Here is a 14619-nt window from a genome sequence, read left to right on the forward strand (position 1 = left end):
CGACGCTAAAGCAAGACGGTTCGCGTTAGGCTGTTCTCATGCAACCTGTACAGCGACCGGGAGGGCGCACCGCGAAGGTCAGGACGGCCGTGCACGAGGCGGTGCTCGACCTGCTGCGCGAGGACCGCTGGGACGACCTGAGCATCGCCGTGGTGGCCGAACGGTCCGGCGTGCACCAGGCCACGATCTACCGGCGCTGGGGCACGCTCAACGCGCTGGTGGACGACGTGGTGGTCGAACGCCTGTCCCAGGGGTCCCCGGTGCCCGACACGGGCACGCTCCGCGGCGATCTGGAGGCCTACGCGCTCCAGGTGGCCGAGGACGTCGCGGGGCCGCTGGGCAACCTCTACCTGCGCGCGGCCATGATCGGCTCACGCGGCCCCGAGGGCGCGACCTACCTGGTCGACCGGGCGGTGCAGCTTGAGGGCATGCTCGACAGGGCCGCCGAGCGCGGGGAGCGCCCTCCCACGCTGCTCGAACTGATGGAGGTCGTCATCGCGCCCCTGTACTACCACGCGATGTTCTTCAACCGTCCGGTCGGCCCCGACCACGCCCGTTCCCTGGTCGACAGGCTCCTCAGGCTGGGCGGCTGAGACCTGCGCTCAGGCCGTGATCCGGTCGATCACCAGGGGCAGCGCCTCGGCGGCTCCCCCTTCGGCGATGACGTAGGCGCCGTCGAGCGCGGCCAGCGCCCGCTCGAAACGGGAGGCGTCGTCGGCGTGCAGCGTCATCAGCGGCTGCCCCCGCCGTACGGTCTCACCCAGGCCCGCGTGCAGCACGACGCCCGCGCCGAAGGAGACCGGGTCCTCCTTGCGCTCCCTGCCCGCGCCGAGCCGCCAGGCGGCCAGGCCGACACCGTAGGCGTCGAGGCCGGTCAGCACGCCGGATTCGGGGGCGGTCACCTCAAGGGTCTCCGCGGCCCTGGGCAGCGGGGCGTCGGGATCGCCGCCCTGGGCGGCGATCATGCGGCGCCAGACGTCCATCGCGGAGCCGTCCCGCAGCGCCCGCTCCGGGTCGCCGTCGATCCCCGCCGCCTGGAGCATCTCGTGGGCCAGCCGCAGCGTCAGCTCCACCACGTCCGCCGGGCCGCCGCCCGCGAGCACCTCCACGGACTCGGCCACCTCAAGCGCGTTGCCCACGGTCCTGCCCAGCGGCCGGTCCATCGCGGTGAGCAGCGCCACGGTGCGCACCCCGGCGTCCGTGCCCAGCTCGACCATGGTCGTGGCCAGCTCGCGGGCCCGCTCCACGGTCTTCATGAAGGCGCCCGAGCCGACCTTCACGTCCAGCACCAGCGCCCCGGTGCCCTCCGCGATCTTCTTCGACATGATCGAGGAGGCGATCAGCGGGATCGACTCCACGGTGCCGGTCACGTCGCGCAGCGCGTACAGCTTCCTGTCCGCCGGGGCGAGCCCCTCCCCCGCCGCGCAGACGACCGCGCCGGTCTCGCCGAGCACCCCGAGCATCTCCCGGCCCGACAGCGAGGCGCGCCAGCCGGGGATCGACTCCAGCTTGTCCAGCGTGCCCCCGGTGTGCCCCAGCCCCCGCCCGGAGAGCTGGGGGACGTAGCCGCCGCACGCGGCGACCAGCGGCGCCAGCGGCAGCGTGATCTTGTCTCCGACGCCGCCGGTCGAGTGCTTGTCCGTCGTACGGCCCGGCAGCCCCGACCAGTCCATCCTGGAGCCGGAGCGGATCATGGCCTGGGTCCAGTCGGCGATCTCCCGCCGGTTCATGCCGTTGAGCAGGATGGCCATCGCCAGCGCGGACATCTGCTCGTCGGCGACCACGCCCCGGGTGTAGGCGTCGAGCACCCAGTCGATCTGCCCGGTCGACAGCTCACGGCCGTCCCGCTTGGTGACGATGACGTCGACGGCGTCCATTCCTCAGTCTCCCCGGTCCAGGTCGTCCGGCCCGAACGCGTACGGCAGGATCTCGGCCAGCGTTCTGGGACCGTCCACGGTCTCCACGAGCAGGCCGGGGCCGCCGAACTCCAGCAGCAGCTGCCTGCACCTGCCGCACGGCATGAGCAGCTCCCCACGGCCGTCCACGCAGGTGAAGGCGACCAGCCTGCCACCCCCGCTCGCCTGGAGGGCGCTGACCAGGCCGCACTCGGCGCACAGGCCCAGGCCGTAGGAGGCGTTCTCCACGTTGCAGCCGGAGACGACCCTCCCGTCGTCGACCAGGGCCGCGGCGCCGACGGGGAACTTCGAGTAGGGGGCGTAGGCGTGGGCCATCACCCGTACGGCCTCCCGCCTGAGGGACGGCCAGTCCACGTTCTCCCCGCTCACTTCGCCTGCCCCCTGCGGTACGGCACGCCGTCGGCGGCGGGCGGGCGCAACCGCTGGGCGGCCAGCGAGAGCACCAGCAGCGTGGTGACGTGCGGTGCGACCGAGGTGAACTCCGAGGGGATGGTGCTGGTCAGCGCGAACACCACGAAGACCGCGACCGCCGCGATCCCGCTGATCACCGCGGCCCGGGTGCGCCGCTGGGCGACGAGCTGGTAGACGGCCGCGGCGGCGACGAGGATCGCCACCACGAGCAGCAGCGCGTGCACCGACTCCCCACCCCGGCGGAGCTGGAGCGCGTCGGTGTAGCCGAACAGCGTCGCGCCCGCGGCCAGGCCGCCGGGACGCCAGTTACCGAAGATCATCGCGGCCAGGCCGATGAAGCCCCGGCCTCCGGTCTGCCCCTCCCGGTAGGCGGTCGCGGCCACCAGCGAGAGGAAGGCCCCGCCGAGACCGGCCAGGGCGCCGGAGACGAGCACCGCGGCGTACTTGTGGAAGTAGACGTTGACGCCCAGCGACTCCGCCGCGACCGGGCGCTCACCGCAGGAACGCAGCCGCAGGCCGAAGGCCGTACGCCACAGCACGTAGTAGCTCAGCGGGACCAGCGCGATCGCCAGGACCGTGAACAACGAGACGTTCGTCAGCAGGCCCCGCACAATGCCCGCCAGGTCGGAGACCAGGAACCAGTGGCCGGACTCAAGGGCGGCCAGGCCGTCCCCGATCCCGGGCACGCTCACGATGCCGGGCTTGGGCACGGGGGGCGACTGGGAGTCGCCGCCACCCGGCATCTCCGCGAAAGTGATCTTGGAGAGGAACTCGGTGACGCCCACACCCAGGATGTTGATCGCGACACCGGAGATGATGTGGTCGACCCCGAACGTCACGGTCGCGACCGCGTGCAGCAGGCCGCCCAGGGCACCGCCGATCGCCCCGGCGAGCACACCCGCCCACGGGTTGCCGAAGTGGAGCGCCCCCCAGGCACCGCACCAGGTGCCCATGACCATCATGCCCTCAAGGCCGATGTTGACCACGCCCGCCCGCTCCGACCACAGGCCGCCGAGACCGGCCAGGCCGATCGGGACCGCCAGCGCGACGGCGGCGTTGATCGCCCCCGCCGAGGTGAGGTCGGCGGCGCCGGTGACCGCCCTGGTGACCGAGAGCAGCACGACCAGGGCACCGAAGGCGGACAGCAGGACCGGCCAGGTGACCCTGAACCTGCGCGGCCTGGGCGGCTCCACGACGGGAGCCTTGGCCAGGGTGAGACCGCCTTCGCTCATGCCGACGCTCCTTCGGCCTGGACCTTGGGTCCGCCGGACAGCTCCTTGCTGACCCTGCGCTGTCCCGCCGAGATCCGGTAGCGGTGGACCAGCTCGTAGGCGACGATCACCGACAGGACGATCGTGCCCTTCATGATCTCGACGATCTCCGGGGAGATCTCGTGGATCTGCAGGATGTTCGACGAGGTGTCGAGGAAGGCCCACAGCGCCGCGCCGAAGGCGATGCCCACGGGGTTGTTGCGGCCGAGCAGCGCGATGGCGATGCCGGTGAAGCCGAGCCCCGGCGGGAAGTTCAGGCTGTAGCTGTAGGACTCGCCGAGCAGGTTCGGCATACCCGCCAGGCCCGCGACCGCGCCGGAAATGATCATCGTGGTGAAGATCATCCGCTTGACGTTGACGCCGCTGGCCACGGCCGCCGGCTCCGAGCGCCCGGTGGCGCGCAGGTCGAAGCCGAACCGGGTCCGGTTGAGCACCACGTAGTAGAGCAGGCCCATGACGGCCGCCAGGATGATCAGGCCGTCCACCTTCAGCGGGCTCCCCGGGATGAGCGGGATGCCGGGGACCTGGGCGGAGGGGCCGAGCGGCTGGGTGCCGATGTTGTTGCTGCCCGCGACCTCGACCGCGAGCCGGTCCTTGTTGAGCAGCCAGGAGCCCAGGGCGGTCGCGATGGCGTTCAGCATGATCGTGGAGATGACCTCGCTGACGCCGCGCCTGACCTTGAGCACCGCGGCGATCGACGCCCAGCCCGCGCCGACCAGCACGGCCACCAGCAGGATCGCGGCGACGTGCAGCGGGGCGGGCAGGGTGATCGCGCCGCCGACGGCCGCCGCGATGAGCGCCGCCAGCCGGTACTGTCCGTCGACGCCGATGTTGAACAGGTTCATCCTGAACCCGATCGCCACGGCCAGCGCGGACAGGTAGTAGCCGGAGGCGAGGTTCAACGCCAGCGTCAGCGGCCTGGGCTGCAGGCCGTAGTCGACCATCGTGCCCATCGTCTCGATCGGCGGGGCTCCGGTGACCAGCAGGATGACCGAGGTGATCAGGCCCGCGAACACGATGGCCAGGACCGGCGCGGCCAGCGAGAGCAGACCACCCAGCTTGACCCGGCCCATCAGCCTGTCGGCGAAGGTGGACCCCGCCTCCCGGCCGCCGGCCGTACCGTCGCTCATGCCGCCTCCCCCGCGCCCGTCATGGCCGATCCCAGCAGCTCGGGCGTGACCGTCGCCGGATCGACGTCGGCGACCAGCCGCCCGCGCAGGATCACCTTCAGCGTGTCGGACAGGCCGATCAGCTCGTCCAGGTCCGCCGAGATCAGCAGTACGGCCAGCCCGGCCGCGCGGGCGGCCCGCAGGTGGTCCCAGATCGCGGCCTGCGCCCCGACGTCCACCCCCCGCGTCGGGTGGGAGGCGATCAGGAAGACCGGCTCCCCGCTCATCTCCCTGCCGACGATCAGCTTCTGCTGGTTGCCTCCGGAGAGGGACGCGGCCTCCACGTCGATCCCCGGCGTACGGACGTCGTACTGCTCGACGATGCGCCGGGTGTCCTCGCGGGCGCCCGCGCGGTCGATCCAGGGTCCCCTGGCGTTCGGCCGCCGTGTCTGGTGGCCGAGGATCCTGTTCTCCCAGAGCGGCGCCTCAAGCAGCAGGCCGTGCCGGTGCCGGTCCTCGGGGATGTAGCCGATGCCCGCCTCACGGCGGCGCAGCGTCGTCCAGGCGGAGATGTCCTGGTCACCGAGGAGGATCTCCCCCTCCGCCTGGCGCATCCCCATGACCGCCTCGACCAGCTCCGCCTGGCCGTTGCCCTCGACGCCCGCGATGCCGAGCACCTCGCCCTTGTGGATGTCGAAGCCGATCCCCTCGATGAGGACCCTGCCGTCGGGCGCGCGGACCGTCAGGTCCCGCACCGAGAGCGCGATCTCGTCGGTGACGGTCGACTCGCGTGTCTCCGGGCTGGGCAGCTCGCTGCCGACCATCAGCTCGGCCAGCTGCCTTGCGGTGACGTCTCCGGGGTTCACCTCGGCGACGGTCGTGCCGCGCCTGATGACGGTGACGGCGTCGGCGACCGAGAGCACCTCGTCCAGCTTGTGGGAGATGAAGATGATCGTCAGGCCCTCGCGGACCAGGCCGCGCAGGTTCTCGAAGAGCTCGTCCACCTCCTGCGGCACGAGCACCGCGGTCGGCTCATCGAGGATGAGGATGCGGGCTCCCCGGTAGAGGACCTTGAGGATCTCCACGCGCTGCCGCGCGCCGACGCCCAGGTCCTCGATCATGGCGTCCGGATCGACGCCCAGGCCGTAGGAGTCAGAGATCTGCCTGATCCTGCGGCGCGCGGCGCCGAAGTCGATGGCGATCCCGCCGACGCGGGGCTCGCTGCCGAGGATCACGTTCTCCAGCACGGTCAGGTTGTCGGCGAGCATGAAGTGCTGGTGGACCATGCCGATGCCCACGGCGATGGCGTCGGAGGGAGATTTGAAGGTCACGCCCATGCCGTTGACCCGGATCTCACCCTCGTCCGGACGCTGCATGCCGTACAGGATCTTCATGAGGGTGGACTTGCCCGCGCCGTTCTCGCCGACGACGGCGTGCACGTGGCCTTGCTGGACGGACAGGGAGATGTCGCGGTTGGCCACGACGCCGGGGAACCGTTTGGTGATCCCCTCAAGCTCGACGGCCGGTGTCGAGGTGCTGATGACGGCCCCCTCCGTACGGATGGCCACGGTGGTGAAAGCGCAACGCTGGACGTTACCCAAAGGGCCCGGGGAGGAATCCGCCGGGCCCTTCGAGGTCGTGGATCAGGAGGTCTTGTCGGGGACGACGATCTCGCCGGAGACGATCTTCTGCTTGAGCTCGTCGAGCTGGGCCTTGATGTCGTCGACCTGGCCGCCGGTGGTCGAGTAGTCGACACCGCCCGCCTTGAGGTCGTAGACCGTGGTGCCCGGCTTCAGCGAGTTGGAGGTGAAGCCCTTGAGGAAGTCGAAGACGGCGACGTCGACCTTCTTGATCATGGAGGTCATGATCACGCCCTGCACCTCGGGCGCGGCGGTCTTCGCCTGGTCGGAGTCGACGCCGATGGCCAGCCCCTTGGCGGACTTGGCCGCCTCGAACACGCCGCCACCGGAACCGCCCGCGGCGTGGTAGACCACGTCGGCGCCCGCGTCGAACATGCCCTGCGCGGCGGTCTTGCCCTTGGCCGGGTCGTTGAAGCCGGTGAAGTCCGGCGGCTGGGTGAGGTACTTGACGTCGATCTGGACGTCAGGCTTGATCTTCTTCGCCCCGGCGTAGAAACCGGCCTGGAACTTCTGGATCAGCGGCACCTGGACACCGCCGACGAAACCGATGTGCTCCTTCTTCGACTTCAGCGCCGCGGCGGCACCGACGAGGTAGGAGCCCTCCTGCTCGGCGAAGAGCAGGTTGGAGATGTTGGGGCCGGTGGCCGCGGCGTCGTCGACGATCGCGAACTGCACGTTGGGGAACTCGGCGGCGACCTTCTTCAGCGAGGCCGAGTAGGCGAAACCGATGGCGATGACGGGGTTGTAACCGCCCTGGGCGAGCAGCCTGAGCCGCTCCTCCTTGGCCGCCTCGGTCTCGCCGCTGCCCGCTTCGAGCTCCTTGGTGTCGGCCAGGCTCAGTTCGGTCTTGGCCTTGTCGAGGCCCGCGGCCGCGGCGTCGTTGAAGGACTGGTCACCGCGACCGCCGATGTCGTACGCCAGGCCGACCTTCGGTCCCTTCTCCTGCGGAGCGCCACTCGCGCTGGCGTCGGGCTTGGCCGACGTCGCCGGCTCCTCGCTTCCCCCGCACGCGGCAGCCCCCATGAGCATGCCTCCCGCGACCACCGCCGCGGTCAGCCTGCCGAACCGGTTCCGAAGCAAGATGGACCCCCTTCGCGTTCAGTGCACGCGCGAGGAGACGCACGGCAACCCTGCACGGAAGATAGTTGGTTGACCAGGGTTGACCAAACCAGCACACCAGTCCGCAACAGGTCTGTTATGCAGCTCACGCCACCTCGTGACCCACAGGGACGGCCGATCCTACCGAACGGTAGCTTCGGGTGTCGTCACGGTAGCGTCACGGTAGGGCACCGTCTTCCATGCGGAGGCCCACGGGTGATCCGTCCGGGTTTCACCTACTCCGGTCACCGGCGGCCACCCAGACGCCGGTGACCGGCGCCCGGGACGGCGCTTCAGGCGACGTCACTTCAGGCGAAGGCACTCATACGGCGGCGCTTCGGGCGACGACGCCTCAGGCGATGGCCCCCGCCACGTGCTCGCTCGCGCTGGGCCGCTGCCCCTCCCACAGGGCGGTCAGCGCCGTGGCCGCGAGGAAACGCACCCCGGCCGCGATGCAGGACTCGTCGACGTCGAAGGTGCCCTGGTGGATGTCACCCGGATGCGGCGTCCCCGGCGTACGGGTGCCCAGCCTGGCGAAGGCCCCGGGGATCGACTCCAGGTACCAGCCGAAGTCCTCGCCCCCCAGGCTCTGCTGCGTCGGCTCGGCCGAACCCTCGCCCAGCACGCCCCCCGCCGCCTCGGCCAGCATCTGCACGCTGACCTCGTCGTTGACGACCGGCGGCACACCTCTGACGTAGTCCATCCGGGCCTCGACACCGTAGGCGCCCGCGACGGACTCCAGCAGGGCCTTGATCATGTCGGGGGCCGCGTGCCACGCCTGCTCGTCCAGGCAGCGCACGGTGCCCTCGGCCAGCCCCTCGTCGGGAATGGCGTTGGCCACGGAACCCGCCTCGACCCGGCCCCAGACCAGGCTCAGCGAGGAACGCGGGTCGATCCTGCGCGACAGCGCCGCGGGCAGCTCGGTCAGGATCTTGGCCAGGGCGAAGACCAGGTCGGCGGTCAGATGCGGCCTGGCCGTGTGCCCGCCGGGACCGCTGACCCTGATGAAGACCTTGTCGCAGGCGGAGGTGATCGGCCCCGTCTTCAGACCGACCTTGCCGACGTCGACCCGGGGGTCGCAGTGCAGGCCGAAGATGCGGTCCACACCGCTGATGCCGCCCGCCGCCATGACCTCAAGCGCGCCGCCGGGAAGCTCCTCCGCGGGCTGGAAGATCAGCCGGACCCTGCCGGGCAGCAGACCCGCCTCGGCCTGCCTGGCCAGGAAGAGGGAGGTGCCGAGCAGAACCGTGGTGTGCACGTCGTGCCCACAGGCGTGGCACACCCCGGGAACCGTCGAACTGTAGGGAACGTCCTTCTCATCCGGCACGGGAAGCGCGTCGATGTCGGCCCGCAACGCGACGGTCGGCCCGTCGCCGCTGCCGACCTCGCAGATCAGGCCGGTACCGCGCGGCAGCACCGAGGGCGTGAGACCGGCCGCGATCAGCCGGTCGGCGACGCGCTGGGTCGTCCGGTACTCGGCGAACGCCAGTTCGGGATGCATGTGCAGGTCACGCCGGAAACCGATCAGCTCCTGCCCGGTCTCGGCGAGGAACACGTCCAGTTCCCCCCGCAGATTATGCCCCCGCATTGGTCACCGTCCTATCCGCGCCTGCCAGCTCTGGGTCCCGACGCACCGTGCCACTGCCCTCAATCACGTGAATCATGGGGCAGTCGACAAAACGATCACCGCACCGACAAGCCTGAGGGGGTGCCCAGAGCCGTTCCGGCGCGGACCGATGGACCGCCAGCACGAAAGCGGCAGGCCGGTCAGAGTCCACCGGCGTGTTGACGATGACTTCGACTTTATCTCCCCTCGGACACACCTCGCCGTCATCTCGGCCAAATGTTTTGCCGCCCCATGCTCTCCATTCACATCTCCTGACCCACTTGGACCAGGGATGATGGCCCGGATTGACTAGACGTTTGGCGCCGCCTTCGGCGTCGCGGGCTGTGTCTCTTTGCGCCGCCTTCGGCGTCGCGGGCTTGGGCGCTCCGAGTCGGCGCTTTCCCTCGTCGCTCATCCGCTTCGCTCCTTCGCTCCTCAGTCCAAGCACCGACGCGCCCAAGCCGACACTCCTCACACCTGGCATCGAGAAAGCCAAGATCAAACCCTGTGTGTGAGGGGGCGGGGGCGAACCTCGTCGGCGTTCACGGGGCGAGGGTCACATCGGCGAGGGGTGTCCCCGGGTGGTCTCGATCAGGGGCTTCCAGCCGTCGCGGGTGGCGATGTTTGGGGTGGGGAGTGGGGAGGGGGACTGTTCTGGGGGTAGTGGCAGGTTTGTGGGGGTTTGAAACGTCGAAGGGCTGCCAATTTCCGTGTCCTCAGGTACCAGTCATAGAACCCGACGGAGTGATGCAAAGGGGAGGAATGCATGTTTAACTCCGCCTATGATCACTTGCATCCCGTTCGGGGAGAAGCATTCCGGATTGAGCATCTTTGAACCGGACGAAGGGACCATAGTGATCGTCCCTTCACTGTCGCTTCCCCAGGACGAACTCCGCAGGATCACGGGCGCCTACTGCTACGAGGAACGCATGTTGTTCTTCCTGCTCACACTCCGGCGCCCGGGTGTCGAGGTCGTCTACCTCTCCTCGGCGCCGGTGGACGCCGCCACGGTTGACTACTACCTGAGCTTCCTTGACGACCCCGCTGAGGCTCGTTCGCGGTTACATATGATCAATTTGGGTGATACGGGAGCGACCCAACTCACCGAGTCCCTGTTGCGCCGCCCCGACCTGCTGGCGAGGATCCGCACGGCCCTCGACCGTACGGCCGACGCCTGGATGGTGCCGTTCATCGTCAGCGAGCACGAGGAGCGGCTCTCGGCGCTGTTGAACCTGCCCATCTACGGGCCCGCGAGCAGACTGGCCTCCTTCGGGTCGAAGAGCGGGAGCCGTACGCTCGCCGAGGCGGCCGGGGTGCCGGTGGCGCGGGGATTCTCCGACCTGCGCTCGCTGAGCGAGGTCGAGCACGCGGCCCGCGCGCTGAATCCCGCGGCCCGGCTGATGGTCAAGCTCAACAACAGCTACTCGGGGCTGGGCAACGCCGTCGTGACCAGGGGGGACGGGCCGCTCAGCGCGAGCCCGACGAGCTTCTCCGCCCCCGACGAGACATGGGTGACCTTCGCCGAGAAGATCGCCGAGCGGGGCGCGGTGCTTGAGGAGTTCATCGAGGAGCGCCCGCTGCGCTCCCCCAGCGCCCTGGCCATGATCACCCCGGGCGGTTCCTGCCACGTGGTCGCCACGCACGAGCAGATCCTGGGCGGCCAGAACGGCGACGTCTACAAGGGCTGTGTCTTCCCCGCCGCGGCCGACTACCGCGCCGAGGTCCAGGAGTGCGCGGGCCGGATCGCCAGGGCGCTCGCCGGACGCGGTGTGGTCGGGCTGTTCGGTGTCGACTTCTTCGCCATCAAGACCGACGCCGGGTACCGCGCGCTGCTGTGTGAGATCAACCTGCGCCTCGGCGGCACCACCCACCCGTTCGGGGCCGCGCTGCTGACCACCGGCGCCTCCTCCGGCGGGCAGACCGGGCTGGTGAGCGGCGACCGCCCCAAGTACTACGTGGCCACGGACAACTGTGCCTCGGACGGCCTGCTCGGCCGTACGCCCGCCGATGTCGTCAAGTTCGTCAACGACAGCGGGCTCGGCTTCGACCGCGACAGCCGTACCGGGAACGTGTTGCACCTGCTCGGCGCGATCCACAGGTACGGCAAGCTCGGCTTCACCAGCATCGGGGACTCCCCGCAGGAGGCCGCCGACCTGCACGACAGGACCCTACGGGCGCTTTGCGAGCCCGCGTAGCCCGATCACCCCGAGGGCGATTCCCAGGAGGATGTTGACCCCGATCAGGACGCCGTGCACGACGTAGAAGGCCGTTGGGTGGCCGTCGGCGAGGTTGAAACCGAGATCTATCCACTCGAAGATCATGAAAACCGCGACGGCTACCAAGAAACCGGCGATCTTTCGCGACATTTGCATGCGTTCAGTACTCCGTCGCACCATTGCGCCCCTGATCAGGGCGTCGTGTACATGATGCGAATCAGTACGAAGCTACCCTGTGATCACTATGGGGATGAGACACGTCGCGCCCGTCGGGGTGCTGCTGGCGGCGAACGCTCTGCTCGGGCTTCCCGCACACGCCGACAACGAGCCGGTCGGCGGCACCACGCACTCCGTCGGCAGGGCGCCCGTCGGCGGCGCCGCGCTCGGCACCCGGGGCATCGTCGCCCCCTCCGGAGTGAAGGCGCCGCCGAAGACCGCCGCGAAGTCCTACGTGGTCGCCGACGCGGAGACCGGGGAGGTGCTCGCCGCCAAGGACCCGCACGGACGCTACCTCCCGGCGAGCACGCTCAAGACGCTGACGGCGCTCACCCTGATCCCCAAGCTCGACAAGAACATGAAGGTCAAGCCGAGCAGCCGCGCGGTGAACGAGGAGGGCAGCGCCGTCGGCCTGGTCTCCAAACCCCTGTACACCGTGGACGACCTCTTCAAGGCGTTGCTGCTGGTCTCGGGCAACGACTGCGCGATGGCGCTCGCCGAGACCAACGGCGGCCTCGCCAAGACCCTCAGGGAGATGAACGCCGAGGCCAGGCGCCTGCAGGCCTACGACACCGTGGCCAAGACACCGAGCGGCCTCGACAAACCGGGGCAGAGCAGTTCGGCGTACGACCTGGCGCTGATCGCCCGCGCCGGGCTGGCCAACCGCGACTTCCAGCGCTACACCAGCACGAAGACCGGGAGGTTCCCCGCCCCCAAGGGCTACTACGAGATCGGCAACCACAACAAGCTGCTGTGGCGCTACAAGGGCATGATCGGCGTCAAGAACGGCTGGACGTCCAAGGCCCTGGGCAGCTTCGTCGGCGCGGCCAGGCGTGACGGCCACACGATCATCGTGACGATCATGCGGCACGACGGCTACTTCTGGAACGAGGTGGCCGACCTGCTCGACTGGGGGTTCGCCGCCAGGAGCAGGGTCACGCCGGTCGGCACGCTCGTCGACCCGCTCCCCGAGGCCGCCCCGACGCCGACCGGCCAGGCCGTACCGAGGACGCCCCAGGTGGCGCGCTCGACCGCCCCGAGGGCCGACGCCGCACCGGCCGGGAACGGCGGCCTCTCCCCCGCCGTCTACGGGCTCGGCGCGGGTCTGCTCGGCGGCGGCGTCCTGCTGGTGTACGGCCTGCGCAGACGTTCCCGGAGCAGGTCCTCCTGAGCCTCGCCGGGGTGGAGTTTCCCTCACCTTTTTCCGGGATACCTCGCCCCTGTCACACAAGCACGGCCAGTCCATACCTTTGATGCCATGAACGAGGTGCTCACCCCCTGGGACCGGGTTCGGGCCTGGGCCCGCGCCCACTGGTCGGCACTCACCTGGCTGCGCACCATCCACGTGGTGACGGGACTGCCGATCGCCCTGCTGTCCTCCGGCGTGGTCATCGGCCTGGTCGCGGCCTCGATCGTGCTGGTGTGGACCGTGGTGGTCCCGATCGCGGCGTTGCTGCTGCTCGTCTGGGCCGTACCGCTGCTCACCCACCTGCAACGGGCCCGTTTCCAGGCGTTCCTCGGCGTGGACATCCCCAGGACGCACCGCCGCTTCGGCACCCGCAACCCGTTGAAGCTGCTGGTGCGCGCGGCCAGGGACGGCGGCACGTGGCGGCAGCTCGGCTACCACCTGCTGGCGCCGCTGATCGGCCTGGTCGGCTTCCTCGGGGTCGTCTGCGGCTGGGCCGCCTGCCTGGTCGCGCTCCCCACGACCGTCCAGATCTGGCGGGCGGGCGGTGAGTGGTACATGATGCCGCCCGTCGTGATCGCGCTGGCGCTCTTCGTCACCGTGCCGTGGGTGGCGCGCGGGATCACGGCCCTCGACCTGATCGCCGCCGAGGCGCTGCTCGGCCCGAGCAGGAGCGACCTGCTGGCCCAGCGGGTGGAGAGCCTGCGGGAGAGCCGTGCCGAGGTGGTCGACGCGGCGGACGCCGAACGCCGCCGTCTGGAGAGGGACCTGCACGACGGCGCGCAGCAGCGGCTGGTGTCGCTGGCGATGAACCTGGGCATAGCCCGCACCACCCTCACCGACCTGCCCGCCCCCGCCCACGAGGTGATCGTCCAGGCGCACGAGGAGGCCAAGCAGGCGCTCAAGGAGCTGCGCGACCTGGTGCGCGGCCTGCATCCCGCGGTGCTCAACGACCAGGGGCTCGACGCGGCGCTCTCCGGGGTCGCCGCCCGCGCCCCGGTCCCGGTCAAGCTGCAGGTCGAGGTGGAGGAACGGGTCTCCCCGACCATCGAGGCGGTGGCCTTCTTCGTGGTCTCCGAGGCGCTCACCAACATCGCCAAGCACGCGCGGGCCTCCAGGGCGGAGGTCAGGGTGCTGCGCCGCGACCGGCTGTTGCACGTGAGCGTCCACGACGACGGCCGGGGCGGTGCCCGCCAGGACGGTGGCACCGGTCTGCGCGGCCTGGCCCAGCGGGTCGGCTCCGTGGACGGGAGACTGAGCATCCACAGCCCGGACGGCGGGCCCACGACCATCACGGTGGAGTTGCCATGCGAGTGATCCTGGCCGAGGATTCGGTGCTGCTCAGGGAGGGGCTCGTCCGCCTGCTCGCCGGTGTCGGCATCGAGGTCGTCGCGGCGGTCGCCGACGCCGCCGCGCTGCTGCGCGCGGTGGACGAGCACACCCCCGACCTCGTCGTCACCGACGTGCGCATGCCGCCCTCGCACACCGACGAGGGACTGCGCGCGGCGCTGGTGCTGCGCAGGCAGCATCCCGGGCTGCCGATCCTCGTGCTGTCGCAGTACGTCGAGGAGCGTTACGCCACCCAGTTGCTGTCCACCGCGACCAGCGGCGTCGGTTACCTGCTGAAGGACCGGGTCGCCGACGTCGCCGAGTTCGTGGACGCGCTGCGCCGGGTCGCCGAGGGCGGCACCGCGCTCGACCCCGAGGTGGTGGCCCAGCTCCTGCTGCGCGGGCGCAGCGACCCGCTGGACCGGCTGACCCGCAGGGAGTACGAGGTACTCGCGCTGATCGCCGAGGGGCGTTCGAACGCCGGGATCGCCGAGGCCCTCGTCGTCTCCGAGAGCGCCGTCGGCAAGCACATCAACAACATCTTCACCAAGCTCGACCTCTCCGGTGCGGACAAGGACCACCGACGGGTGCTCGCCGTACTGCGATTTCTGAAGATCTGAG

General features: G+C 70.1%; 13 protein-coding genes. 5 read left to right on the forward strand and 8 right to left on the reverse strand.

What is annotated here, in order from left to right; translation table 11 throughout:
• The first annotated feature begins 38 nt into the window (after nt 1-38).
• A complete protein-coding gene (locus ABT340_RS08565) occupies nt 39-593 on the forward strand; it encodes a TetR-like C-terminal domain-containing protein (protein WP_352010041.1) in 555 nt (184 codons plus the stop codon).
• Between the two features lie 9 nt (nt 594-602).
• Here the strand turns inward: ABT340_RS08565 and ABT340_RS08570 are convergent, their stop codons facing one another.
• The 7 genes from ABT340_RS08570 to ABT340_RS08600 form a co-directional block, all read right to left on the reverse strand.
• A complete protein-coding gene (locus ABT340_RS08570; protein ID WP_352010042.1) occupies nt 603-1877 on the reverse strand; it encodes a thymidine phosphorylase in 1275 nt (424 codons plus the stop codon).
• A 3-nt stretch (nt 1878-1880) separates the two neighbouring features.
• Nucleotides 1881-2285, reverse strand: a complete 405-nt coding sequence (locus tag ABT340_RS08575; protein WP_352010043.1) for a cytidine deaminase — start codon at nt 2283-2285, stop codon at nt 1881-1883.
• Nucleotides 2282-3559: an ABC transporter permease gene (locus ABT340_RS08580; RefSeq protein WP_352010044.1), complete on the reverse strand. Its 1278-nt coding sequence runs from the start codon at nt 3557-3559 to the stop codon at nt 2282-2284. The genes ABT340_RS08575 and ABT340_RS08580 overlap by 4 nt, the downstream gene beginning before the upstream one ends.
• Nucleotides 3556-4728: an ABC transporter permease gene (locus ABT340_RS08585; protein WP_352010045.1), complete on the reverse strand. Its 1173-nt coding sequence runs from the start codon at nt 4726-4728 to the stop codon at nt 3556-3558. Before ABT340_RS08585 ends, ABT340_RS08580 begins: the two co-directional genes overlap by 4 nt.
• Nucleotides 4725-6275: an ABC transporter ATP-binding protein gene (locus ABT340_RS08590; protein ID WP_352010046.1), complete on the reverse strand. Its 1551-nt coding sequence runs from the start codon at nt 6273-6275 to the stop codon at nt 4725-4727. Before ABT340_RS08590 ends, ABT340_RS08585 begins: the two co-directional genes overlap by 4 nt.
• 75 nt (nt 6276-6350) lie before the next feature.
• Entirely contained in the window at nt 6351-7427 is a 1077-nt protein-coding gene (locus ABT340_RS08595) for a BMP family lipoprotein (RefSeq protein WP_352010047.1), read from the reverse strand.
• A gap of 370 nt (nt 7428-7797) precedes the next feature.
• Nucleotides 7798-9033: an amidohydrolase gene (locus tag ABT340_RS08600; protein ID WP_352010048.1), complete on the reverse strand. Its 1236-nt coding sequence runs from the start codon at nt 9031-9033 to the stop codon at nt 7798-7800.
• An 872-nt stretch (nt 9034-9905) separates the two neighbouring features.
• Here ABT340_RS08600 and ABT340_RS08605 point away from each other — a divergent pair.
• The gene (locus tag ABT340_RS08605) at nt 9906-11246 is read left to right on the forward strand and encodes a peptide ligase PGM1-related protein (RefSeq protein ID WP_352010049.1); all 1341 of its coding nucleotides are present in this window, start codon (nt 9906-9908) and stop codon (nt 11244-11246) included.
• Here the strand turns inward: ABT340_RS08605 and ABT340_RS08610 are convergent.
• Complete coding sequence (locus ABT340_RS08610) at nt 11220-11417, reverse strand: SCO4848 family membrane protein (protein ID WP_352010050.1); 198 nt, start codon at nt 11415-11417, stop codon at nt 11220-11222. The two genes, ABT340_RS08605 and ABT340_RS08610, sit on opposite strands and share 27 nt — an antisense overlap.
• Nucleotides 11418-11517: 100 nt before the next feature.
• Here ABT340_RS08610 and ABT340_RS08615 point away from each other — a divergent pair, with 100 nt between their 5' ends.
• The 3 genes from ABT340_RS08615 (at nt 11518) to ABT340_RS08625 (ending at nt 14618) form a co-directional block, all read left to right on the forward strand.
• Nucleotides 11518-12654, forward strand: a complete 1137-nt coding sequence (locus tag ABT340_RS08615) for a D-alanyl-D-alanine carboxypeptidase family protein (RefSeq protein WP_352010051.1) — start codon at nt 11518-11520, stop codon at nt 12652-12654.
• 87 nt (nt 12655-12741) lie between these two features.
• Nucleotides 12742-13986 (forward strand): sensor histidine kinase, encoded by a 1245-nt coding sequence (locus tag ABT340_RS08620; RefSeq protein ID WP_352010052.1) that lies wholly within the window; start codon nt 12742-12744, stop codon nt 13984-13986.
• Nucleotides 13977-14618, forward strand: coding sequence for a response regulator (locus tag ABT340_RS08625; protein WP_352010053.1), 642 nt, complete (start codon nt 13977-13979; stop codon nt 14616-14618). The genes ABT340_RS08620 and ABT340_RS08625 overlap by 10 nt, the downstream gene beginning before the upstream one ends.
• Nucleotide 14619 lies beyond the last annotated feature (1 nt).

Source organism: Streptosporangium sp. NPDC000239, assembly GCF_040300765.1.
Lineage (GTDB): Bacteria > Actinomycetota > Actinomycetes > Streptosporangiales > Streptosporangiaceae > Streptosporangium.

Coding starts and splice junctions, on each gene's coding strand:
- ABT340_RS08610 (WP_352010050.1), bottom strand. CDS start 11,417: ATGTCGCGAAAGATCGCCGGTTTCTTGGTAGCCGTCGCGGTTTTCATG.
- ABT340_RS08565 (WP_352010041.1), top strand. CDS start 39: ATGCAACCTGTACAGCGACCGGGAGGGCGCACCGCGAAGGTCAGGACG.
- ABT340_RS08585 (WP_352010045.1), bottom strand. CDS start 4,728: ATGAGCGACGGTACGGCCGGCGGCCGGGAGGCGGGGTCCACCTTCGCC.
- ABT340_RS08600 (WP_352010048.1), bottom strand. CDS start 9,033: ATGCGGGGGCATAATCTGCGGGGGGAACTGGACGTGTTCCTCGCCGAG.
- ABT340_RS08580 (WP_352010044.1), bottom strand. CDS start 3,559: ATGAGCGAAGGCGGTCTCACCCTGGCCAAGGCTCCCGTCGTGGAGCCG.
- ABT340_RS08625 (WP_352010053.1), top strand. CDS start 13,977: ATGCGAGTGATCCTGGCCGAGGATTCGGTGCTGCTCAGGGAGGGGCTC.
- ABT340_RS08615 (WP_352010051.1), top strand. CDS start 11,518: ATGAGACACGTCGCGCCCGTCGGGGTGCTGCTGGCGGCGAACGCTCTG.
- ABT340_RS08620 (WP_352010052.1), top strand. CDS start 12,742: ATGAACGAGGTGCTCACCCCCTGGGACCGGGTTCGGGCCTGGGCCCGC.
- ABT340_RS08570 (WP_352010042.1), bottom strand. CDS start 1,877: ATGGACGCCGTCGACGTCATCGTCACCAAGCGGGACGGCCGTGAGCTG.